22 protein-coding genes and 2 pseudogenes are annotated in these 21,469 nt (G+C 40.0%); all 24 read left to right on the top strand.

Features of this window, described 5'->3' with window-relative positions; genetic code table 11:
- Positions 1 to 2: 2 nt before the first annotated feature.
- The 24 genes and pseudogenes from H8S40_RS11215 to H8S40_RS11100 all read left to right on the top strand — a co-directional run bounded on the left by H8S40_RS11215 (position 3) and on the right by H8S40_RS11100 (position 21,315).
- Positions 3 to 2,219 (top strand): LTA synthase family protein, encoded by a 2,217-nt coding sequence (locus H8S40_RS11215; protein WP_186865249.1) that lies wholly within the window; start codon positions 3 to 5, stop codon positions 2,217 to 2,219.
- Positions 2,219 to 3,514, top strand: coding sequence for a bifunctional folylpolyglutamate synthase/dihydrofolate synthase (locus H8S40_RS11210; protein WP_118724191.1), 1,296 nt, complete (start codon positions 2,219 to 2,221; stop codon positions 3,512 to 3,514). Before H8S40_RS11215 ends, H8S40_RS11210 begins: the two co-directional genes overlap by 1 nt.
- Positions 3,501 to 3,638, top strand: coding sequence for a hypothetical protein (locus tag H8S40_RS11205; RefSeq protein ID WP_022075040.1), 138 nt, complete (start codon positions 3,501 to 3,503; stop codon positions 3,636 to 3,638). Before H8S40_RS11210 ends, H8S40_RS11205 begins: the two co-directional genes overlap by 14 nt.
- 20 nt (positions 3,639 to 3,658) lie before the next feature.
- Positions 3,659 to 5,017, top strand: coding sequence for a tetratricopeptide repeat protein (locus tag H8S40_RS11200; RefSeq protein ID WP_118724190.1), 1,359 nt, complete (start codon positions 3,659 to 3,661; stop codon positions 5,015 to 5,017).
- 169 nt (positions 5,018 to 5,186) lie between these two features.
- Positions 5,187 to 5,516: an STAS domain-containing protein gene (locus tag H8S40_RS11195; protein WP_022075038.1), complete on the top strand. Its 330-nt coding sequence runs from the start codon at positions 5,187 to 5,189 to the stop codon at positions 5,514 to 5,516.
- Entirely contained in the window at positions 5,500 to 5,955 is a 456-nt protein-coding gene (spoIIAB, locus tag H8S40_RS11190; RefSeq protein WP_186865248.1) for an anti-sigma F factor, read from the top strand. The genes H8S40_RS11195 and spoIIAB overlap by 17 nt, the downstream gene beginning before the upstream one ends.
- Positions 5,934 to 6,164 (top strand): annotated as a pseudogene (locus H8S40_RS11185) (sigma-70 family RNA polymerase sigma factor); the annotation flags it as partial. The gene spoIIAB and the pseudogene H8S40_RS11185, both read left to right, overlap by 22 nt.
- A gap of 206 nt (positions 6,165 to 6,370) precedes the next feature.
- Complete coding sequence (locus tag H8S40_RS11180) at positions 6,371 to 7,117, top strand: hypothetical protein (RefSeq protein ID WP_008688040.1); 747 nt, start codon at positions 6,371 to 6,373, stop codon at positions 7,115 to 7,117.
- 2 nt (positions 7,118 to 7,119) lie between these two features.
- Positions 7,120 to 7,914, top strand: coding sequence for a ParA family protein (locus H8S40_RS11175; RefSeq protein WP_117577930.1), 795 nt, complete (start codon positions 7,120 to 7,122; stop codon positions 7,912 to 7,914).
- Positions 7,895 to 8,824, top strand: coding sequence for a ParB/RepB/Spo0J family partition protein (locus H8S40_RS11170; protein ID WP_117577932.1), 930 nt, complete (start codon positions 7,895 to 7,897; stop codon positions 8,822 to 8,824). Before H8S40_RS11175 ends, H8S40_RS11170 begins: the two co-directional genes overlap by 20 nt.
- A gap of 4 nt (positions 8,825 to 8,828) precedes the next feature.
- The gene (locus H8S40_RS11165; RefSeq protein WP_243111524.1) at positions 8,829 to 9,248 is read left to right on the top strand and encodes a DUF6050 family protein; all 420 of its coding nucleotides are present in this window, start codon (positions 8,829 to 8,831) and stop codon (positions 9,246 to 9,248) included.
- 131 nt (positions 9,249 to 9,379) lie between these two features.
- Complete coding sequence (locus H8S40_RS11160; RefSeq protein WP_008688044.1) at positions 9,380 to 9,778, top strand: hypothetical protein; 399 nt, start codon at positions 9,380 to 9,382, stop codon at positions 9,776 to 9,778.
- A gap of 13 nt (positions 9,779 to 9,791) precedes the next feature.
- Positions 9,792 to 10,190 carry a single-stranded DNA-binding protein gene (locus H8S40_RS11155; protein WP_005344165.1) on the top strand — a complete coding sequence of 133 codons (399 nt, stop codon included), beginning with the start codon at positions 9,792 to 9,794 and terminating at the stop codon, positions 10,188 to 10,190.
- A gap of 13 nt (positions 10,191 to 10,203) precedes the next feature.
- On the top strand, positions 10,204 to 10,596 hold the full coding sequence (locus H8S40_RS11150) for a hypothetical protein (RefSeq protein WP_008688048.1): 393 nt from the start codon (positions 10,204 to 10,206) through the stop codon (positions 10,594 to 10,596).
- Positions 10,589 to 11,467 carry a replication initiator protein A gene (locus tag H8S40_RS11145; protein ID WP_024728267.1) on the top strand — a complete coding sequence of 293 codons (879 nt, stop codon included), beginning with the start codon at positions 10,589 to 10,591 and terminating at the stop codon, positions 11,465 to 11,467. The genes H8S40_RS11150 and H8S40_RS11145 overlap by 8 nt, the downstream gene beginning before the upstream one ends.
- A gap of 9 nt (positions 11,468 to 11,476) precedes the next feature.
- Positions 11,477 to 12,295, top strand: a complete 819-nt coding sequence (locus H8S40_RS11140) for a replication initiator protein A (RefSeq protein ID WP_055156955.1) — start codon at positions 11,477 to 11,479, stop codon at positions 12,293 to 12,295.
- Complete coding sequence (locus H8S40_RS11135; protein ID WP_186582108.1) at positions 12,295 to 13,089, top strand: ATP-binding protein; 795 nt, start codon at positions 12,295 to 12,297, stop codon at positions 13,087 to 13,089. The genes H8S40_RS11140 and H8S40_RS11135 overlap by 1 nt, the downstream gene beginning before the upstream one ends.
- Before the next feature lie 82 nt (positions 13,090 to 13,171).
- The gene (locus tag H8S40_RS11130; protein ID WP_024720793.1) at positions 13,172 to 13,663 is read left to right on the top strand and encodes a PcfB family protein; all 492 of its coding nucleotides are present in this window, start codon (positions 13,172 to 13,174) and stop codon (positions 13,661 to 13,663) included.
- A 23-nt stretch (positions 13,664 to 13,686) separates the two neighbouring features.
- Positions 13,687 to 15,546, top strand: coding sequence for a VirD4-like conjugal transfer protein, CD1115 family (locus tag H8S40_RS11125; protein WP_330607389.1), 1,860 nt, complete (start codon positions 13,687 to 13,689; stop codon positions 15,544 to 15,546).
- Between the two features lie 123 nt (positions 15,547 to 15,669).
- Positions 15,670 to 15,798, top strand: a pseudogene (locus H8S40_RS11120) (Maff2 family mobile element protein); the annotation flags it as partial.
- Positions 15,799 to 16,212: 414 nt separating this feature from the next.
- Positions 16,213 to 18,414, top strand: coding sequence for a HelD family protein (locus H8S40_RS11115; RefSeq protein ID WP_117739290.1), 2,202 nt, complete (start codon positions 16,213 to 16,215; stop codon positions 18,412 to 18,414).
- 13 nt (positions 18,415 to 18,427) lie between these two features.
- Entirely contained in the window at positions 18,428 to 18,847 is a 420-nt protein-coding gene (locus H8S40_RS11110) for a winged helix-turn-helix domain-containing protein (RefSeq protein WP_117649097.1), read from the top strand.
- Positions 18,848 to 19,322: 475 nt separating this feature from the next.
- Complete coding sequence (locus H8S40_RS11105; RefSeq protein ID WP_002569238.1) at positions 19,323 to 19,721, top strand: plasmid mobilization protein; 399 nt, start codon at positions 19,323 to 19,325, stop codon at positions 19,719 to 19,721.
- Entirely contained in the window at positions 19,693 to 21,315 is a 1,623-nt protein-coding gene (locus H8S40_RS11100; protein WP_117962497.1) for a relaxase/mobilization nuclease domain-containing protein, read from the top strand. Before H8S40_RS11105 ends, H8S40_RS11100 begins: the two co-directional genes overlap by 29 nt.
- Positions 21,316 to 21,469 lie beyond the last annotated feature (154 nt).

Genomic DNA, 21,469 nt, shown 5'->3' with positions numbered 1-21,469 from the left:
CAATGAAGAAGGTGCATATAAAAAAGCCGGATATCAAAGGTACATTTCATAAGATAAAAAATTTGAAAAAGGAAGATATCAAGGCACATTGGAAAGAGAGTAAGGCACGACGACAACGAATTCTTGAGGAAAGAAGAAACAGCAGGTTTGCAAAGAAGATGCAGCCAGTGTACCGATTTATGAATCGATTTTCGCTGGTATTTCATTTCCTTTTAGCATGTATTTTGAATTTCTTTATAGAGGGGATTTCAAGACATTCGTTGATTCAGGCATGGCTCTATATGATAGAGACGCCAAAGGTATTTTTGTTCAATGCTTATCTGATATTTGCAACATTGATGATTGTATATCTGGTGAGGCGACGGGTATTTGCCCGTATTCTGATTAGTGTATTCTGGCTGATACTGGGTATTACAAATGGGTATATGTTAATGAAACGTGTAACACCATTTAATGCACAGGATTTAAAAGTATTGTCAGATGCTATTTCGTTGACAGGAAATTATTTTGGGAAAATGGAATTGATCATGTTGATCGTTGGAATCATTGCAGTAGTAATATGGGTGATTTCAATGTGGAGACGTGGTGGACAGTATACCGGTAAGATGCATAGGGTTGTTGCATTTTGTGGATTGATTGTAAGTTTAATGGGATATGTTGTACTTACGGATGTGGCAATTGATAAACGTGTGATTTCAAATTACTTTGGAAATATTGCATTTGCTTATGAAGATTATGGATTCCCATACTGTTTTACAGCGAGTGTATTTAATACAGGAATATCCGAACCGGCAGGTTACAGCAAAGAGACGATGGAAGCTATCAATAAAGATGGTGCGCTGAATGTAAGTGAGACAAGTCTGTCAGATGAAGACAAACCGAACATTCTATTTGTACAGTTAGAGTCTTATTTTGATCCGACAGAAGTAGAATGGCTGCAGTTTTCAGAAGATCCAATTCCGAATTTGCGCAAATTATACAGTGAATATTCATCAGGATATTTTAAGGTGCCGTCTGTAGGGGCAGGAACTGCAAATACAGAGTTTGAAGTGCTTACAGGAATGAGTATGCGTTTCTTCGGACCTGGAGAGTATCCATATAAAACTTATGCAAAGACAAAAGTAATTGAAAGTGCGGCATCATCACTGGAAAAATTGGGATATGGTGCAGAGGCACTTCATAATAATACAGGTAATTTCTATAGTCGTGCACAAGTTTATAATCATATGGGATTTGACCATTACACAAGCAAGGAATTTATGAATGTGCTTCAGACAACACCGAAAGGATGGGCAACAGACGATATTCTTGTTCCACATATTTTAGAGTCAATGGATACAACGAAGCAGCAGGATTTTGTTATGACAATCAGTGTGCAGGGACATGGAGATTATCCGACAGAAAAAGTTTTGGATGATCCTGAAATTATTGTCAGTGGTGTGGAAGACGAAGGAAAGCGAAATGCATGGGAATATTATGTAAATGAAGTTCATGAGATGGACAAATTTGCAGGTCAGTTGATTGAAGCGTTGGAAAAACGCGGAGAACCGACAGTAGTTGTATTTTATGGAGATCATCTTCCTACAATGGGACTTGAAGCAAAAGATATGAAGAGCAAATATCTTTATAATACAAATTATGTTATTTGGGATAACATTGGATTGGAAAAGAAAGACGGAAACTATGCAGCATATCAGATTATGGCAGAAGTGTTTGATCGTTTAGATATCCATACAGGAACATTTTTTAATTACCATCAGCAGAGAAAAGATACAAAGAATTATCTGGCAGATCTTGAACTGCTCCAGTATGACGTTTTATATGGAAATCAGTATGTATATGAAAATACAGGCAAGCCGATCACAGAAGGTCATATGGTTATGGGTGTGAAAGACACATCTATTTCGGATATTGTAGAACAGTTGGATGGAACTTATAGCCTTTATGGAGAGAATTTTACAAAATATAGTAAGATTTATATCAATGATGAAAAACAGACAAGTTCATTTTTAAATAATACACGAATTGACCTAAAGGAAGCAGAATTACAAGATGGTGATGTAGTTTATGTGGCGCAGGTTGGTTCAAGTAATACGATTTTCAGGACTTCTAAGAAATATGAGTATAAAGACGGAGCATTAAAAGAACTTCCGACAGATCCGAATGACCCGGAAACAGGAAGAAATGCATTTGTAGGAAAAGACGCAGGAGAACAATAATGACCTATGATAAGGCAGTGGAATACATTAATGAGATTCCAAAATTTACAAAAAAAAATACGCCGGAGCATACGAAAGAGTTTTTAAAGAGACTTGGAAATCCACAGGATAGCTTAAAAGTGATCCATGTTGCAGGAACAAATGGAAAAGGTTCCACAAGTTCCTATCTGGATGCAATGCTTCGTGCCCAGGGGAAGACAGTTGGTCTTGCACTGTCTCCTCATTTAGTAAAAATGAATGAAAGAATTGTAATCAATCATCAAATGGTCGATGATGATACATTTCTAAATGTATTTGAACAGGTCAAAGAAAAAGTAGAAGGGATGGTGGAAGATGGTCTTCCACATCCTACTTTTTTCGAGTTTTTATTTGGCATGGTACTGATAGCATTTGCACAAGCGAAGGTGGAGTATGCAGTGCTTGAAACGGGTCTTGGAGGAAGACTGGATGCGACGAATTGTGTTGAACATCCAATCTGTTCAGTAATCACATCAATTGGAATGGATCATATGCAGTATCTTGGCAATACATTGGAAGAAATTGCCACGGAAAAGGCTGGAATCTTAAAAAATGCTGTGCCGGCTTTTTACATTGAAGGGCAAAAAGAAAGCAATCAGGTGATTGAAAAACGTGCAAAAGAACTTGGAATTTCATGTAAAAAAGTCTCGAAAAATGCGTTCGAAATTCTTGAAATTGATGAGAAATATATTGCATTTTCATGTGCAAATGCGTATTATGGAGATGTTACATGGAAACTAAACAACACTGGACGATATCAGGTAGAGAATGCAATGCTTGCGTTGGAGGTAATGCGTTATCTGTTTGGCACTGAAGGAGAATTACAAAAGTGGCAGGAAACACTTAGTGCATGTAAAGTAGGCGGGCGAATGGAAGAAGTCCTCCCACATATTTACATTGACGGGGCACATAATATCAGTGCAATCGAAAGATTTGTTGAGAGTGTTCCAAAGGATACTACAGGAATTGGAATTTTATTTTCTGTGGTAGAAGATAAAGATTATGAGGAAATGATTGCTTGTCTTTGTCAGCATGTGGATGCAGATTTTTTTGTGATCACACATATAGCAGATAAGCGTGCTGCAGATACAGAAAAGTTAGCAGAGATATTTCGTCAATATACAGAAAAACCAGTTATCGTGCAGGATTCGTTGAAGGCTGCATGGAACTATGTGACATCCAATCAGAAAGACAGGACAATTTATTGTCTGGGATCGTTGTATCTGGTGGGGATGGTCAAAGCTTTGATAGAGGAGGAGTCAAATGCTAGATTTTGAAGAAGAACTGAAGAAGTTTAAACCAAGTCTGGAAGTAGAAGATATTGAAGATGCCGTTTATCAGGAAGAGATGACAGATGTGATGGACCTCCTGAATAAGGTAATGGATCAACAGAAAAATTAGAAAGATTATGGTGAGCATAGATGGACTATACGAAGAAAATCATGCATTGTTCCAATTATTGGTACAATGATGGCCTGAGAAAAGCGCAGATTCGGGATTTATCGGGAGCGATTCTCTCACTTCGACAAAGTTTACAATATAATAAGGGGAATATTGCTGCCAGAAATCTACTTGGATTAGTTTATTATGGCAGGGGAGAAGTAGCAGAGGCACTGGTAGAGTGGATTATCAGTAAGAATTTGAAACCACGTGATAATATTGCAAATGAATATATACAGCGTGTTCAGGATTCATCCAGACGACTGGAGGCTATGGATCATGCAATTCAGGTGTATAATCAATGTCTGCAGTTATGCAGACAGGGAAGCATTGATATGGCAATTTTGAAACTGAGACAGGTTATCGGAGGTCATCCGACCTTTGTCAAAGCATATCAATTGCTGGCATTGATCTATATTCAGGATGGACAATATCCGAAAGCAAATTCATTGCTTCGCACTGCATCCAAACTGGATACAACCAATGCAACTACGTTGCGTTATATGCATGAACTCGAACTGCATCGAAGTAAGGTGCCTGCAAGGTCAGAGAAGAAAAAAGAAAAGAGAAAAAAGAAAAATTCTGTGGAATATAAGGATGGCAATGAAACAATTATTCAGCCGGCATATCATATAGTAAAGACAATTGCAGGAAAATTCACAATTATGAATATTATAATTGGAGCATTGATCGGAGCGATGATTGTATGGTATCTCGTTGTTCCGTCTGTCAATCAGTCGAAATCAGAGAAGACAAATAAGCAGATTATTGAATACAGTGAGCAGATTAATGCCATGAAGGCACAAATCAGTGCAATGACAAGAACGCTGGACAATTATCGTACAGCAGGTAGTGATTCGGAGGCAGCAGCGCAGAATGCTGCAAGTACTTCAGACAGTTATGAGAATCTGATGTCTGCATCAACACAATATAATTCAGGAAACTATACTTATGATGTGATTGCAGATTCACTTTTGAATGTTAACCGTGATCTGCTTGGAGCATCCGGTCAGGAGATGTATGATGAGATGACAGGAGAGGTTTATCCATCTGCCTGTGAGATTAAATACGAAGCCGGAATAGAGGCACTGAATGTTGCAAATTATAGCTCTGCGATAGACAACTTGTCTAAAGTTGTAAGAATGAATGCTGATTACGATGACGGAGGCGCAAGACTTAATTTAGGTATTGCATATCTAAGAAGCGGAGATAATGACAATGCAATTGCCAATTTCCAAGCTGTAGTTCAGGAATATCCAGATACAGATTATGCACAAGAAGCAACAAACAATCTGAATATGATTTCACAGAATACTGAAGAAACACAGAAAACAGAATAATAAGTTTTCGGATATTTGAAATATACGGAAGAACAAAATATACAAAAGAGGTAATTATGTAGAAGATGCATAATTCCCTCTTTTTTCTTTTACAAAGAATAAAAGAAGGTATGAAATACTGCAGATAAAAGATTGTAATACGAAAAAATATGACAGGAGGTAAAACAAGATGGATTATCAAGTGCAGGAAAATTGTCTGACAATATTTCTTCCAAAAGAAGTAGATCATCATAATGCGGAAGAAATACGGAAAAGTGCAGATTCAGTTATCGAAAAAAATCATATCAAATATGTGATTTTTGATTTCAAAGATACGGAGTTTATGGACAGCTCAGGAATCGGAGCAATAATGGGGCGATATCGCATGATACAGCTTATAAATGGAGAAGTGTGGGCGGTACATACAAATGCAAGAATTAAAAAAATATTAACATTGTCCGGGATGACGAAAATAATGCAGATATATGAGGAGGAACAGGAAAATGGGGAACACAAATGAAATGGAAGTGATCTTTGACAGCCGTTCTGCAAATGAAAGCTTTGCAAGAGTCGCAGTTGCGGCATTTTTAACGCAATTAAATCCAACTGTGGAAGAGGTGTCAGATGTAAAAACAGCAATATCGGAAGCAGTTACGAATTGTATTATACATGGATATGAAAATGAAATAAAAAAGATTTACATACGCTGTGAAATTAATGAACATACATTTTATGTGTCAGTCAGAGATGAAGGAAAAGGAATTGAAGATGTAAAGCAGGCAATGCTGCCTATGTATACCACAAAACCAGAAGCAGATCGGTCTGGTATGGGATTTTCGTTTATGGAAGCATTTATGGATCAGGTAGAAGTGGAATCCATACCGGGAGAAGGAACCGAAGTGAAAATGAAAAAAACAATTGGTAAAGGAAGAAATGCATGGACCACACAATCGCTTTAATTCAAAAATCACACGAAGGAGATAAAGCGGCGAGAGAACAATTGGTAGAGGAAAATGTAGGGCTGATCTGGTGTGTGGTAAAGCGTTTTTATGGACGAGGACTTGAAAATGAAGACTTATTTCAGATAGGAAGTATTGGACTTCTTAAAGCCATTGATAAATTTGATCTTTCATATGATGTGAAATTCTCAACCTATGCAGTCCCAATAGAGTACGATAAAGGAAATGACCGGAAAAGCCTTAAAATAAGGGATTTCTGATAAAGGCATTGGATAAAAAAACAGTGCTGTCAGATGTACATTTCGATATCTTATGTTGAAATAACAGTATAGATAAGATATTGAAAATAATTCGGAATTGTTTCTGATAGGAACCTTCTTGAATGAGATGATGACCATTCAAAGGAGGTTTTTTTATGGCAAGAATTATGACAAGAAGAAAAGCCATACCCAAGGCAATCGAATTACTGCAATGTCTGCCACAGACGGAGGAAGTTGTGGAAGTGATACAGGCACTAAAAAAATATTCTTCCACGCCATTGGATAGATGGGATGCAGCCAGTGTATATGAAGCATTAGATGAATGGACAGAATCTCATAATGGTATACCACCGAGAATAAAAGAGTGTGACAGCCATAAAGAGCTACCAAGCCATATGGTCTTTGAAAAGCTTTTTGGAAAAACAGCCAGAGAATTTCTAAATGATTATTATGGTGAGATGGAATACGTAAGGATTGGACGTCATGGAACAAGGTGTGTGGATGATCAATATGATTTTTTGGAAATATTTAAAAACGAATTTGAACGGATACAACCGGCAACGTCAAAAATATATGATGCTTGTAGAAATCCAGAAACACCATCATGGGGAACGATTGCAAGAAGATGTAAAGTGTCTTCCTGGTCAGAGTTGGTTACACTGTCCGGTGTAGAAGCGAATTGCATTAGAAGAAGATATGACACATATAATATTAGAAATAAGTTGAGCGTTTCACAAAAAACGAATTTGGAAACGGATTTGACAGCACACGAACAGCAGGAAGAAAAAGAAAGATTTGAGGCATTGCTGATAAAGACGCATGATTTAACATTGCAGGCTGAAAATCAGAAAAAGGCAGAAAAAGCAGTTTCAAAACATACATTACGAATCGGGAGGAAATAGAGATGGCAAAAGTTATAGCAATAGTCAATCAAAAAGGTGGTGTCGCAAAGTCAACTTCCTGTGTGAATTTAGGAATCGGATTGGTAAAAAAAGGATATAAAGTTCTGGCAATAGATTTTGATCCACAGGGAAGTTTAACAGAAAGTCTTGGATATCAGAATCCAGATGAATTAGAAATAACAGTAGCGACAATTCTTCATTGTGAAATGAATGGTCTTGAATTACCAGAAGGATATGGAATTCTTCACCATGAAGAGGGAATAGACATTCTTCCGGCAAATATTGAACTGTCTGGGGTAGAAGTTAGTCTGGTAAATGTTATGAGCAGAGAATATGTGTTAAAACAGTTTATCAAGACAATTTCGCCAGAATATGATTATATCCTGATTGATAATATGCCATCGCTAGGAATGCTTACTGTAAATGCTCTTGCAGCAGCTGATTCGGTTATCATTCCGGTTATGGCACATTATCTTCCTGTTAAAGGATTGGAACAGTTGATGCAGACCATATATAAAGTTAGAAAGCAGATAAATCGAAAGCTTCAGATTGACGGAATCTTACTTACCATGGTAGATCGAAGAACGAATTTTTCAAAAGAGATTATAGAGTTGCTTCATGATAATTATGGCGAATATATCAATATTTTCAAGACTGCAATCCCGTTTTCGATAAGGGCAGCAGAGACGAGTGCTGAGGGAGTAAGTATTTATAAACACGATCCGAAAGGTCGTGTTGCCGAAGCTTATAAAAAATTGGTAGAGGAGGTGATTGGTGATGGCAGTGAAAGAAAGTAGTGCTTCAAAGATAAAATTCAAAGGGGTAGATGCATTATTCGGATTGTCAGAGGAGCAGGAGTGTGTGCGAGAAATTCCGCTGGACGAGTTGGATACATTCAAGAATCATCCGTTTAAAGTGTTTAGGGATGATAAAATGGAGGAAATGATTGAAAGTATTTCAGAATATGGAGTTCTTGTGCCAGGAATTGCAAGACCTTCAAATTCAGGGGAAAAGGATTATGAATTAGTTGTGGGACACAGAAGAAAATATGCTTGCAGGGAATTAGGACTGAAAACAATGCCGGTCATTATCAGAGATATGTCTGATGATGAAGCAACTGTGGTTATGGTCGATTCCAACATTCAAAGAGAAAATCTGCTATATAGTGAGAAGGCATTTGCATACCGCATGAAGTATGAAGCATTGAAACGTCAGGGTAGACGGACTGATTTAACTTTGGTCCAAGTTGAACCAAAGTTGAAAAAAAGATGGGCAGCTGAGATGGTTGGCACAGAAGTCGGAGAGACAATGAGTACGATCAAACGATATATACGCTTGACCTACTTGTCGAATTACTTGCTGGAGTTTGTAGATAAAAATGAATTGCCATTTACTGTTGCAGTTGATTTATCTTATTTGAAAAGTAATGAGCAGTCATTGTTACTGGCGTTTATAGGAACAACAAAGAAAATGCCAAATGGATCTCAGGCAAAAAAACTGAAAGACCTTAGCCAGCAAAAAGAATTGACTGGAGAAGATATAGAGAAAATTCTTAGAGGAGAAGCAAAAGTGAATTATCAGAAAATCAGTTTTTCAGAAAAGCAACTGCAAAAATATTTTCCACCAGATTACAAGAAAGAGCAAATCGAAAAAATAATTTTCCAGTTATTAGATTCGTGGAAAGCACAAACAGAGCAAAGGGGATGATAAAGTGGAATATGAAAAGCAAATAAGATATAATGATAGACAGATGCAAAGATATCAGGCATATCTTTCTAAAGTACAGAAGATAAAAAGATTAGATAAGAGGACGAAAGAAATGACGATTGGAGATGTAATTAAAAAATCAATTCTGCCACTGGCATTTATGGTATTCTGGTTTTGGATGACAAAAACAATTATGAAGGTCAGTGGGCAGACGGATTGGTTCTGGTGGGTATTTATTGCCGGACTTCCATTTGGAATACATAAAATGCGGTTGATTCTAATTCCGAGAGGAATGGATACCACAGCAACACTTGGGATGGCTGCATTAAGTGTCATTATTGGAGCATTGATTGGAAGCATCATGATTCCAGTGTATGTGATCAGAGCGATATACGTGTTTATACGGTATGTCATTGGAAAATAGAATATTAGATTGATAAGAGGCAGGCTTGCGAAAATAAAAATCGTAAGTCTGCCTCTTTTTTTGTGCTTAAAAACAGGCAATTCAGGGGAATTCCCTTTTGCAAATATATATATTCTTGGAGGATTTTTAAGATGAGAGAGCGAATTGAAAGTAAGCATGTAACAAAGGAAATCAAAAGTCAGATGCCAGTGATTCCGGTGGCAATTGTTAAAGAAAGAGGCTGTACGTTCTGCCCATATTATCTGGGCAATTATGAGAAACAGCCACGCTGTATGATGAAAACCTGTGCCTGGGATGATGAAAATGAACGTTTCCATCCAGTTCTTCGTGAACTGATCCCATTTTACAAAGAGAAGATGGAAAAAGCAGAAGAAAAATTCCTGGCAATGAAAAAGATTTACACAACACTGTTAGGAATGTTTGCCGATGAAATGAAGCAAGAAGAGTTGGAAAAAGATGAATGTTACGGATGTGCCTATGGAAAATGTGGACCATGTATCGGTATCTGTTACAAATCAATGAAAGCATAGGAGGGGTAAGCCAATGAATACAACAGTTATTTCCGGGCGATTAGTAAGAAATCCTGGATACAACGAAGTGGAGAATGAAAAAGGACTTCATAAGATTGCCAAGTTCGTTCTGGCAGTCAGAAGAAATTATTCCGATGAAGTCAGTTTCATTCCGGTAAAGGCTTTTGCAAAGAAAGCAGAATTTGCCAGAGATTATCTGATGCAGGGAACGAAGGTCATGGTGGAAGGCGAGATTGTCACAGGTAATTATGAAGATAAGGATACTGGGAAAAAGATCTATACCACCGAAGTGTATGCAAACCGGATTGAATTCGCAGGTGCAAAAATGGTTGACAGACCACCGTTTCCAGAAGATGCGGAAGGGTTCTTAGAGATCCCAGAGGGTATGGAAGAAGAAATGCCGTTTAGATAGAGGAGGATAAAAGATGGTTTCAGTAGATCAGGCGTATATGGTAGGGCATATGAAAAATGCCGATGGAAGTATCAACAACAAAAATGTAGTGCTGTCAGCAGCATGTGAAGCAGCGGAACTGTTCCAGTGCATGATGGCAGTAAATCAGAAACTGGAGGACTGGCAGAGATTTAATCACACCTTGGAGATGCATCTTAGAAGTGTGGAATGTGAGAAAATCCATGATATCTGTCAGGCAGTATACGGAATGAAACATCCGTCCAATGAACTGGAAGGATTGTATCTGGCAAGAGAGGATGAACAGATATGCCTGCTGTACTATCAGGTGTTTGTAGGGATGCTGGAAATCAATATTAATTCAGCCGAAGTGCTGTACAAACAGAAGGAGGAAACAATCAATGAGTAAGATGGAGTATATGCCGGTAGATTGTCTGCAGGTGCCAAAGGTGCTGTTTCAGATGGAAAAATACAAAAATCTGTCAAATACAGCAAAGATTCTATACAGCTTATTTCTGGATCGTTTGAAATTTGCGGTGCAAAATGGCTGGGTAGATCATAACGGGAATCTGTTTGTTATCTATCCCAAAAGTGAAATAAAGAAAGACCTGAATACGACTCGGTATGGAGTAGATCAGGCAGTACAGGAACTGGTTCAGGTTGGTAAACTGGTGCGTATCATTCCAAACAATGGAAAGGCGAACCACTTTTATATCAATGGTATTTATGAAAATGAGATGGAGGAAGAATCAATGATGACATTAGATACTATCATGGCAAATATGCCGCTGGCTGAAAGAGAAATTATTATGGATAAGATGGTGAAAGCATCCAGAGATATTTTTGAAACTATTGCGGATATGGGATATATTGATCAATATGAAACGTCTTTAACTGCAATGGAAAAGCGAGGATACCAGGATGAGCTTGGAGAGATGGATATTGATCAAATTAAGGCAGATGGATATGAGTTTGGTATGGATCTTGCATTTGGAATTCTGGAGGAAAATGAAAATAATCCTGCTCGTGTGTTAGATATCCAGAAATATGTGAACAGACAGTATGAAAGCTGTTCAAAAAAGAAGTTTATGAAGGTCCTGGAAACCCTTGTTCATGCGATGGGGAATGATGAAGGCTTTATTGGTGATATGTATGCTTGTAACAAGAAGGCCAGAAATTATTATTTGGACGAAATGATTCAATCATTCAATTTTGTATTTGATGAGATGTGCCATGGTACAGGCAGTGCAGCAAATTGTGATTTTGATGTAGAAGAGTAGGAAAATATTATGGCAGATTTTGAATATTTCAGAGCAGAAGAATCTGACCAGTTTTCTTTTTTTCGGATACCAAAAGCTCTGTTCACAGAAAAAGAGTTTGCAAGCCTGTCCACAGACGCAAAGCTCCTTTATGGAATTCTGCTTGATCGAATCAGCCTGTCCAAGAAAAATGGCTGGATTGACAGTGAGGGTTATGTCTATATCATTTACACGATCGCAGAATTGCAGGAGCTGTTGCGAATGTCGCATACGACAGTGACAAAGCTTCTATATGAGCTGGATAGTGTGCATGGGATTGGATTGATCGAGCGGTATCGGCAGGGGAATAATCGTCCCTCTGTCATATATGTGAAAAATTTTGTAAAACGGAGTAGAGGAAAGCCAGTAAGATACTTTGTTTCTGGAATGCCAGAAACTGGAAATCCAGACTGCAAAGAATTGGAAATCCGGATTGCAAGAAACTGGAAGTCCGGAACGCAAAAAAATAGAAGTCCGGACTGCAAGAATCTGGATGGAAGTAATACTAAGATAAATAAGACTGAAAAGAATCATACTGATAAGAGTAAGGGCAATACACCCGCTTTGGAAGAAAAATTCAGTCAATATGGTAGATTTAAAAATGTTGTTCTGTCGGAAGCTGAACTGCAGGAGTTGACGACGCTATTTCCATGGGATTACCAGAAACGGATTGATCATCTTTCTGTTTATATGAAATCCAGTGGAAAAGAGTATCAAAACCATTTTGCAACAATCTGTCTTTGGGCAGAAAGGGATGGAACCAGGATAGGAATGGATAAATATGAATTTCAGGAAGGAGAAAGCCTGTGATGGAAAACAAAGTAACAGCAGATTATCTGGACGAAGAGGGATGTCTTCATTGTGGCACCTGTGGAAAAAGAAAACAGATGAAAGTCAGTCTGATAGGTTTTGAGCATGTAGTGTCCTGTTTGTGCGAATGCGAGGTAAAAGCCAGGCAGGAACTGGATGAGAAGATGCAGCGGGAAGAAGAACAGCGGCAGCTTTATCAGAGAAAATCCGTCGGACTTCGGGAAAGAAGATTCTGGGAATGGAAATTTGAAAATGACAATGGAAGCAACCAGAAGATACTAATCGCCAGGCAGTATGTAGAAAACTGGACAGATATGAAGAGAAAAAATGTAGGATTGCTTTTGATGGGACCGGTTGGAACCGGGAAGAGCTTTTTTGCAGGCTGTATTGCAAATGCACTTTTGGAACAGGGAGAACGTGTCATGATGACAAACTTTTCCAGGATTTTAAATGAAATGACCAGCTATCAGGCAGATAAGAACCAGATTATACAAAATCTTGTGGATTATCCGCTGCTGATTATTGATGACTTGGGAATAGAACGAAATTCCGAGTTTGCTTTGGAGCAGGTTTATAATGTGATAGACAGCCGCTATTGTAAAATGCTTCCGCTGATCATAACAACGAATCTGGGACTGAATGAAATGAAGTCCACAGATTTGGATACTGCCCATCAGCGTATTTACAGTAGAATACTTGAAATGTGTGTTCCCATCTATTGTGGTGGAGAAGATAAGAGAAAAGAAGAAGGGACAGAAAAACTCGTACAGGTGCAGAACCTGATTACCGGTTAATCTGTCTTTTTTCATTAAAGGGGGTGATTGCCATGATTACAGATTTGGACAGCAGTTGAATCGCTGAAAGGAGGGAAAAGTCATGCAGGAAGAGGTAACTCAGAAAACGGTCACGTTCTGTATTCGGGCTACTAAGATTACGGCAGACCTGTTGAAAAAGGTTCTTGTTGCGTATCTGCGTCATCAGAAGCAGAAATCAGTAGAGAAGAAAGCACAGAAAAATCAGCCGAAACAGGGAAAGGTCACGGTAAAAGAGCTGGCAAAACAGAATGCCGGGATGGTCAATATCGAGATCACGGACAAAAATATCAAGTCCTTTGAACGGTATGCTAGAAAATATGGGATCAATTATGCTCTGAAAAAAGACAAGAGCAAAGAGCCGCCGGTTTATCTGGTATTTTTCAAGGGACGTGATCAGGATGCCCTCAATGCTGCTTTCCGTGAGTTTTCCCAGAAACAGATTCAAAAAGCGAATAAACCTTCCATTCATAAGCGTCTTGCAGCTTACCGGGCAATGATGCCAAAGAAGACGAAGGACAAAGTAAAGAGCCGACATCAGGAACAGAGCCGATGAAGAAACAAAACGGCAATAATCTGATGCAGAAGTGGAAGAATAAAGCTGGGGTCAGGCTGTCCGCCCTGGATAAAAAGAAACTGGTTCTTACGAATCTTCCCTATGTTCTGACCGCTTTTTATGCGGACCGAGCATCCTGCCTATACAGGAGCAGTCCCGGAGAAGATATAGGGAACAAACTGTTATATGCGATGGAACATGCAGATCGGATTTTTACAGGGATTCTGTTGAGTCTTGACCTGAGAGATCTATTGGTTGGAGTTACTGTCGCAGTTGTTTTGAAACTATTAGTTTGGCAGAAACAGTCAGATGCAAAGAAACTTCGGAAAGGAATCGAGTATGGTTCAGCCAGATGGGGAACTGCAGAGGATATCAAGCCTTATATGTCAGATGATCCCTGGATGAATATTCCGTTGACAGCAACAGAAGCACTGACCATGGAGAGCAGACCAAAGCAGCCGAAGTATGCGAGAAATAAAAATATCGTGGTCATCGGTGGCAGTGGTTCCGGAAAGACACGATTTTTTGTAAAGCCGTCGGTCATGCAGATGAATTGTTCCATGGTCATTACAGATCCGAAAGGTACTCTGATCGAAGAGTGTGGGAAGATGTTAGCAAAGGGACCGCCTAAGAAAGATAAGAATGGAAATATTATGAAAGATAAATCTGGAAAAGTGGTTCATGAGCCATATGTGATTAAGGTTCTGAATACCATCAATTTTTCCAAATCGCTTCATTACAATCCATTTGCTTATATACGGTCTGAAAAAGATATCCTGAAGCTGGTGACAACAATCATTGTGAATACCAAAGGCGAAGGGGAAAAAGCTTCCGAAGATTTTTGGGTGAAAGCAGAGAAATTGCTGTACACAGCACTGATTGCTTTTATCTGGTATGAAGGGGATGAAGAGGAAAAGAATCTGAATACCCTTCTGGATCTTTTGAACGAAAGCGAAACCCGTGAAGAGGATGAAACTTATCAGAATCCGGTGGATATGATGTTCCAGGAACTGGAAGAAAGAGATCCGCAGCACTTTGCGGTCAGACAGTATAAAAAATATAAAATGGCGGCTGGAAAGACAGCGAAAAGTATTTTGATATCCTGTGGAGCCAGACTTGCCCCATTTGATATCGCAGAACTTCGTGAGATCATGTCTTACGATGAAATGGAACTGGATAAGATCGGAGACAGGAAAACAGCCTTGTTCTTGATTATGTCCGACACAGATACAACCTTTAACTTTGTGATTGCCATGTTACAGTCACAGCTTTTCAATCTGCTTTGCGATAAGGCAGATGATGAATATGGTGGAAGACTTCCGCTGCATGTGCGTGTCATCGCTGATGAGTTTGCCAACATCGGACAGATTCCTCAGTTTGACAAGCTGATTGCAACCATACGAAGCAGGGAAATCTCTGCTTCTATTATTTTGCAGTCCCAGAGTCAGTTAAAGGCAATGTATAAGGATAGTGCAGATACCATTCTGGGCAACTGTGATACCACACTATTCCTTGGTGGAAAAGAGAAAACTACCTTAAAGGAAATGAGTGAGCTTCTGGGGAAGGAAACCATTGACCTGTATAACACTTCGGAGACGAGGAGTAATCAGAAGTCCTTTGGATTGAATTACCAGAAAACAGGCAAACAGCTGATGACGGAAGATGAGATTGCAGTCATGGATGGAGGAAAATGTATCCTGCAGATCCGTGGTGCCAGACCATTTTTCTCGGATAAATATGATATCACGAAACACAAAAACTATCGGCTTCTTGCAGATGAAAACGAGAAGAACCGGTACAAAGTAGAGAAAGAGTTAAATCCGCAGTACACACCGAAACCCGAAGAAGAGGTGGAAGTGATTCATGTAGAACTGTCGGAGTAACCTTGGGAATGAACGAAAAATAATGAGGAAAGGAATAACTGACATTAGGTGCGCCGGCTTTTTAGTCGGTGTTTTTTCATTCCCGTAAACACCTGAAAGAAGTCAGTTTTGGTTTATGAATATATGGCATTTTTTAGCAGTGCAATTACAACTTTAAAAACTCTTGTAGTCGCAATCGGCGCAGGTCTTGGTGTGTGGGGTGTCGTAAACCTTCTGGAAGGATATGGAAATGACAATCCCGGCGCTAATGCTCATGTACGGTAAAGAAGCAAGCAACCGAAAACAAGAGATAGACCGCAAGCACCACACTATTCCGAACAAAAGAACCAAAGACAAGCATTATGGAAATGTGCATAACAGGCTATGGAATCATGGATAACTCTATTCACAGGACATGGAAAGCTAAGGTGCAGCTTTCCCACGTTCTGTAAGAAGAATTTACTGGGCTTGTATTCCTGTCTGCTGAAGATATGGGATAATGGGAAAGGCTACTGACCTTTTTACTATTGCATATACAATATTTTTGTATTCTCTCTCCCACCATAATAGTATCATACAAATTTCATGATTACAAGACTGTTTATATAGGCAAACGTGTGCTAAACTAGCCTAGCAATGTATCAGTGAGAATTTTTCTGTTGTTTTTTATCAAGGAGGGTATTTTTTATGGGAAATAATCAATCAGAAAGAGAGTACGAAGAAATAAGATTAAAGCAAACTATATCTTTAGCCGAGGAACAATTAAAACAAGCAAAAGAAGCAGCAGAAAAAAAGAAATCACAAATTATCGAAGCCAAAAAAGAAGTTCGTGAAAACGCAACACATAGTGTTACAAATCTATACACTTCTGACGGATTTGAGGCACTTGTTGAGTTAAGTCAATATATGAACCCTGTTACAGATAAAATTGTAGATTATGAAGAAGAAGAACACAGAATACTTTTACTGGAAAACATGATAAAATCACCATATTTTGCCCGTATTGATTTTAAATTTGATGATGAGGAAGAATGTGAAAAAATATATATCGGACGTTCCTCTCTACGGAAAAACAGTTATCAGGAGATGTATGTTTATGATTGGCGATCACCGATTGCAAGTATTTTTTACCGCTTTATGAAAGGAGAAGCATTTTATGACGCTCCATGCGGGCGGGTAACAGGTGAACTCAAATTAAAACGTCAGTATGAAATAAAGAATGGAGTGTTAAAGTATTTTTTTGATACAGATGTGCAGATTGTTGATGAATTTTTAAGACAACTATTATCACAGAATACCACCGCCAAAATGAAAGCGATAGTTGAAACAATACAACAAGAACAGGACGCTGTTATCAGAGATATGGAAAACGACCTGTTAATGGTGCAGGGCGTGGCAGGAAGCGGTAAAACTTCCATTGCCCTTCATCGGGCAGCTTATCTTATGTATCAAGGATTACAGACAAAGTTGTCCGCAAATAATATTATGATTATTTCCCCTAATACTATATTTGAGCAATATATTTCTAATGTGTTGCCCGAATTGGGAGAAGATAATGTTATCTCCGTTGTATTTGAGGATATTCTAAAAATGCTGTTAAAAGGCAGGAAAATTCAGTCCAAGAACGATTTTTTAGAAAAAATAATTGCTCCCTCACAATACAAAAAAATTTATAAAGACAGTATCGAGTTTAAAGCGTCAAAACTTTTTGGGGAAATATTAGACAAATTTATTTATGATATTCCATGCCAATGGATAGAATTTGATGATGTTTATTATGAAGGAACATGTGTTGTAAACAGGCAGACTCTACAAGATAAGATACTGGGAAGAACAGAAACTCCATTAGGCATAAAGTTAGAGCAATTAGAAGATTATATTTTAGAACTAATATTTGGAACAGGAAAGGGACGGGGACATAAAGCAGAAAAAAATTTAGTAAAGCAGGAAATACAAAAATTTATAAAAATTGATATATTTGAGTTGTATAAAACATTATTTAGCAATGAATCCTATTTTTTCAGTTTATTGCAAAATAATAATTCCTCAGAGAGCATAAAGGAAATCCGGGAATATACGAAAGAAAATCTGGAAGCAGGCTGTATATACTATGATGACGCAATAGCAATGCTTTATTTATATTTAAAAATATACGGAACGAATGAATATAAAAATATCAAGCAGGTTGTCATTGATGAAGCTCAAGACTATTACCCGCTTCAATATGAAATATTCGGCTTATTATTTCCAAATGCTAAATTTACAATCTTAGGGGATATGAAACAAACCCTTGCCAAAAAAGAGGATATATCTTTCTATGAAGAAATTCATAAAATACTGAATAAGAAAAAATCTTCTCTTATCGTGTTGAACAAAAGTTTCCGTTGTACGAATGAGATATTAAATTTTAGCTTAAAATTCATAGAACAAAGTCCACAGATAAAAAGTTTTAATCGGAAAGGGGATAGCCCGGAAGTATTTATTGCGGATAATTCCGAAGTCTTTATTGACAAGATTGTTGAAGAGGTAAAATCATGCCAAGAAAAAGGATTACAGTCAATAGGATTAATTTGTAAAACTGAAAATAATTCCATCTGCTTGTATAACAAAATAAAGCACAAACTAGATATACAAATAATCAGAAATGGAAGTGCAGCAGAGTTACAAGGTGTATTCATTATACCAGTATATATGTCAAAGGGGTTGGAATTTGATGCCGTCTTAATTTGTGATGCAGACAATCAAAACTACTATGATGAAGATGATAAAAATCTCTTATACGTTGCCTGTACCAGAGCACTCCATAGACTTAGCTTATTTTGTGAAAAAGAAGTTAGCCCATTGATATATGCAACTTCTAAACATACAAAACTAGCGCAGACAGAATAGGTCATGAAAACACATGGATAAGTTAATAATAATTCGGACAGATAATCAGAACAACTTATATGAACAAATTATATCGTTAATAACTGCCAATCAAGCTAAAATGGAAACCATGTCTTTTGGTGTTTTTCCTACACTCTTTTTTCCGGGACTGGAAATAAGGCAGCACCAACGCCGGGTATTTAGGGACGGGGAGGAAATAAACCTTACCCGCCTTGAATACAGTACCCTTGTATTCCTTGCTTCCAATCCCGGCAATGTCCTCACACAAGAACAGATTTTTGAAGCCGTTTGGAACATGGATAGCGATAGCTGCCATTCAAGTGTTGTCAACGTGATTTACAACCTACGGAAAAAGATAGAGCCGGACAGCAAAAACCCCACCTACATAAAGACCGTTTTAGGCATAGGCTACAAGTTTGCTTCCGGGGAATGACAACCGAATAACCGCCGCCCTTTTTGGCAGTCAGTAAACAGGAAATCAGAAAAAGGTTTCCTGTTTTTTTGCGCCCGTTTTTGTCAAATACTGTTACGAAAACACGAAAAGATTTTCCGGGGGACTTTGCCATATTTTTCTTCCAGTGCGTAGTAATAATGACGGGAAAAATATTGCCGCAAAGTTGGCAGAAGCCCCGCCCTCTCCGTCGAGGGTATCAGCAGAAGCCTACACAGCGGAATCCGTCACTTTCTTAGAGCAAGATTCTACCGCAGTACCAAAATTCGCTTTTCGCTCATTTTGCCCCTGCGGGAATCTTGTTGGGGAGTGCCTTCCCCAAACCCTGCTTATGCGGCTTGCGCCGCTTAAAAATCCCTCAAAATATTTTTTCGGATTTTTCAAAAACAGTTCCGCTTCACACCCCGTTTTTCTCCTATTAGTGAGAGGACACCACGCACAGAAAGGAGGTTTTACCATGCGAAAACGATACAACACACCGCACCGCAGCCGGGTAGTCAAGACACGCATGACCGAGGAAGAATACGCCGAGTTTGCGGAAAGGCTTTCTGCTTACAACATGAGCCAAGCCGAGTTTATCCGGCAAGCCATAACCGGGGCAGCCATACGCCCCATCATAACCGTTTCTCCTGTCAATGACGAGCTGCTTGCCGCTGTCGGGAAACTGACCGCCGAATACGGCAGGATCGGCGGCAACTTAAACCAGATAGCCCGGACGCTGAACGAGTGGCACAGCCCCTACCCGCAGCTTGCCGGGGAGGTGCGGGCGGCGGTTTCCGACCTTGCTGCCCTAAAGTTTGAAGTCTTGCAGAAAGTGGGTGACGCTGTTGGCAACATTCAAACATATCAGCTCTAAAAATGCCGACTATGGCGCAGCGGAAGCCTACCTCACATTTGAGCATGACGAGTTTACCATGAAGCCCACCCTTGATGAAAACGGGCGGCTGATACCGAGGGAGGATTACCGCATTTCTTCCCTTAACTGTGGGGGCGAAGATTTCGCTGTTGCCTGTATGCGAGCCAATCTCCGCTATGAGAAAAACCAAAAACGGGAAGATGTGAAAAGCCACCACTATATCATCAGCTTTGACCCACGGGACGGGACAGACAACGGCTTGACCGTAGACCGGGCGCAGGAGCTGGGCGAGCAGTTCTGTAAAGAGCATTTCCCCGGACACCAAGCCCTTGTATGCACCCACCCGGACGGGCATAACCACAGCGGCAATATCCATGTGCATATCGTCATCAACTCCCTGCGGATTTATGAAGTCCCGCTTCTGCCCTACATGGACAGACCAGCCGATACACGGGAGGGCTGCAAGCACCGCTGCACCAACGCCGCTATGGAATATTTCAAGAGTGAAGTCATGGAGATGTGCCACCGGGAGGGGCTTTACCAAATCGACCTCCTAAGCGGCAGCAAGGAACGGATAACGGAACGGGAATACTGGGCGGCAAAGAAAGGGCAGCTTGCCCTTGATAAAGAGAACGCCGCCAGAGAAGCCGCCGGACAGCCGACCAAGCCCACCAAGTTTGAAACGGACAAGGCGAAGCTGCGCCGGACGATACGGCAGGCACTTTCCCAAGCTACCAGCTTTGACGAGTTTTCTTCCCTTTTGCTGCGTGAGGGTGTGACTGTCAAGGAGAGTCGGGGGCGGCTTTCCTACCTCACGCCGGACAGGACAAAGCCTATCACAGCCCGGAAGCTGGGGGACGATTTTGACAAGGCTACTGTCCTTGCCCTGCTTACACAGAACGCCCGCAGAGCCGCCGAACAGACCAAAGCCATACCCGAATACCCTGCCGCAGTTAAAAAGCCGTCACAAGGGGAAAAAACCACAAAAACCACCCCGGCAGACAACACCTTGCAGCGCATGGTTGACCGGGAAGCCAAGCGAGCCGAGGGCAAGGGCGTGGGCTATGACCGCTGGGCGGCAAAGTACAATCTAAAGCAAATGGCGGCTACCGTTACCGCCTACCAGCAGTACGGCTTTTCTTCCCCGGAGGAACTGGACGAAGCCTGTTCTGCCGCCTATACCGCCATGCGGGAAAGCCTTACAGAGCTGAAGCAGGTGGAAAAGACGCTGGACGGGAAAAAGGAGCTGCAACGGCAGGTGCTTGCCTATTCCAAGACCCGCCCTGTCCGGGACGGGCTGAAACAGCAGAAAAACGCCAAAGCAAAAGCAGCCTACCGACAGAAGCACGAAAGCGACTTTATCATAGCAGACGCAGCCGCCCGTTATTTTAGGGAGAACGGCATTTCCAAGCTGCCAAGCTATAAAGCCCTGCAAGCAGAGATTGAAACCCTTATCAAAGAGAAAAACAGCGGCTACAACGATTACCGGGCAAAACGGGAGGAATACCGCCGCTTACAGACCGTCAAGGGCAATATCGACCAGATTTTACGCCGGGAGCGCAAGCCTGTGAAAAGGCAGGAACAGGAGCGATAAAAACCACCCCAAAATGTACCTGAACCCATACAGAACAAGGGGGCTGCCCCGTACCCTATCCCCAATACCAAAGGATTTTTTAACGGGCTTACAGGGCAGAAAAACCCCGAAAATGATACCGAGATGATACAGAATTACCGCCGATACCGCCACA

The sequence above is a fragment of the Ruminococcus hominis genome (genome assembly GCF_014287355.1).
GTDB classification, from domain to species: Bacteria; Bacillota; Clostridia; order Lachnospirales; family Lachnospiraceae; genus Schaedlerella; species Schaedlerella hominis.
The sequence above is the reverse complement of the archived record's forward strand: the minus strand, read 5'-3'. Positions and strand labels throughout refer to the sequence as shown.

What these genes read in the sequence shown, in the direction of transcription:
- H8S40_RS11195 (WP_022075038.1), top strand. Translation starts at nt 5,187, where the DNA reads ATGGATTATCAAGTGCAGGAAAATTGTCTGACAATATTTCTTCCAAAA.
- spoIIAB (WP_186865248.1), top strand. Translation starts at nt 5,500, where the DNA reads ATGGGGAACACAAATGAAATGGAAGTGATCTTTGACAGCCGTTCTGCA.
- H8S40_RS11215 (WP_186865249.1), top strand. Translation starts at nt 3, where the DNA reads ATGAAGAAGGTGCATATAAAAAAGCCGGATATCAAAGGTACATTTCAT.
- H8S40_RS11180 (WP_008688040.1), top strand. Translation starts at nt 6,371, where the DNA reads ATGGCAAGAATTATGACAAGAAGAAAAGCCATACCCAAGGCAATCGAA.
- H8S40_RS11170 (WP_117577932.1), top strand. Translation starts at nt 7,895, where the DNA reads ATGGCAGTGAAAGAAAGTAGTGCTTCAAAGATAAAATTCAAAGGGGTA.
- H8S40_RS11175 (WP_117577930.1), top strand. Translation starts at nt 7,120, where the DNA reads ATGGCAAAAGTTATAGCAATAGTCAATCAAAAAGGTGGTGTCGCAAAG.
- H8S40_RS11125 (WP_330607389.1), top strand. Translation starts at nt 13,687, where the DNA reads ATGCAGAAGTGGAAGAATAAAGCTGGGGTCAGGCTGTCCGCCCTGGAT.
- H8S40_RS11135 (WP_186582108.1), top strand. Translation starts at nt 12,295, where the DNA reads ATGGAAAACAAAGTAACAGCAGATTATCTGGACGAAGAGGGATGTCTT.
- H8S40_RS11145 (WP_024728267.1), top strand. Translation starts at nt 10,589, where the DNA reads ATGAGTAAGATGGAGTATATGCCGGTAGATTGTCTGCAGGTGCCAAAG.
- H8S40_RS11130 (WP_024720793.1), top strand. Translation starts at nt 13,172, where the DNA reads ATGCAGGAAGAGGTAACTCAGAAAACGGTCACGTTCTGTATTCGGGCT.
- H8S40_RS11155 (WP_005344165.1), top strand. Translation starts at nt 9,792, where the DNA reads ATGAATACAACAGTTATTTCCGGGCGATTAGTAAGAAATCCTGGATAC.
- H8S40_RS11160 (WP_008688044.1), top strand. Translation starts at nt 9,380, where the DNA reads ATGAGAGAGCGAATTGAAAGTAAGCATGTAACAAAGGAAATCAAAAGT.
- H8S40_RS11140 (WP_055156955.1), top strand. Translation starts at nt 11,477, where the DNA reads ATGGCAGATTTTGAATATTTCAGAGCAGAAGAATCTGACCAGTTTTCT.
- H8S40_RS11150 (WP_008688048.1), top strand. Translation starts at nt 10,204, where the DNA reads ATGGTTTCAGTAGATCAGGCGTATATGGTAGGGCATATGAAAAATGCC.
- H8S40_RS11210 (WP_118724191.1), top strand. Translation starts at nt 2,219, where the DNA reads ATGACCTATGATAAGGCAGTGGAATACATTAATGAGATTCCAAAATTT.
- H8S40_RS11115 (WP_117739290.1), top strand. Translation starts at nt 16,213, where the DNA reads ATGGGAAATAATCAATCAGAAAGAGAGTACGAAGAAATAAGATTAAAG.
- H8S40_RS11205 (WP_022075040.1), top strand. Translation starts at nt 3,501, where the DNA reads ATGCTAGATTTTGAAGAAGAACTGAAGAAGTTTAAACCAAGTCTGGAA.
- H8S40_RS11110 (WP_117649097.1), top strand. Translation starts at nt 18,428, where the DNA reads ATGGATAAGTTAATAATAATTCGGACAGATAATCAGAACAACTTATAT.
- H8S40_RS11105 (WP_002569238.1), top strand. Translation starts at nt 19,323, where the DNA reads ATGCGAAAACGATACAACACACCGCACCGCAGCCGGGTAGTCAAGACA.
- H8S40_RS11200 (WP_118724190.1), top strand. Translation starts at nt 3,659, where the DNA reads ATGGACTATACGAAGAAAATCATGCATTGTTCCAATTATTGGTACAAT.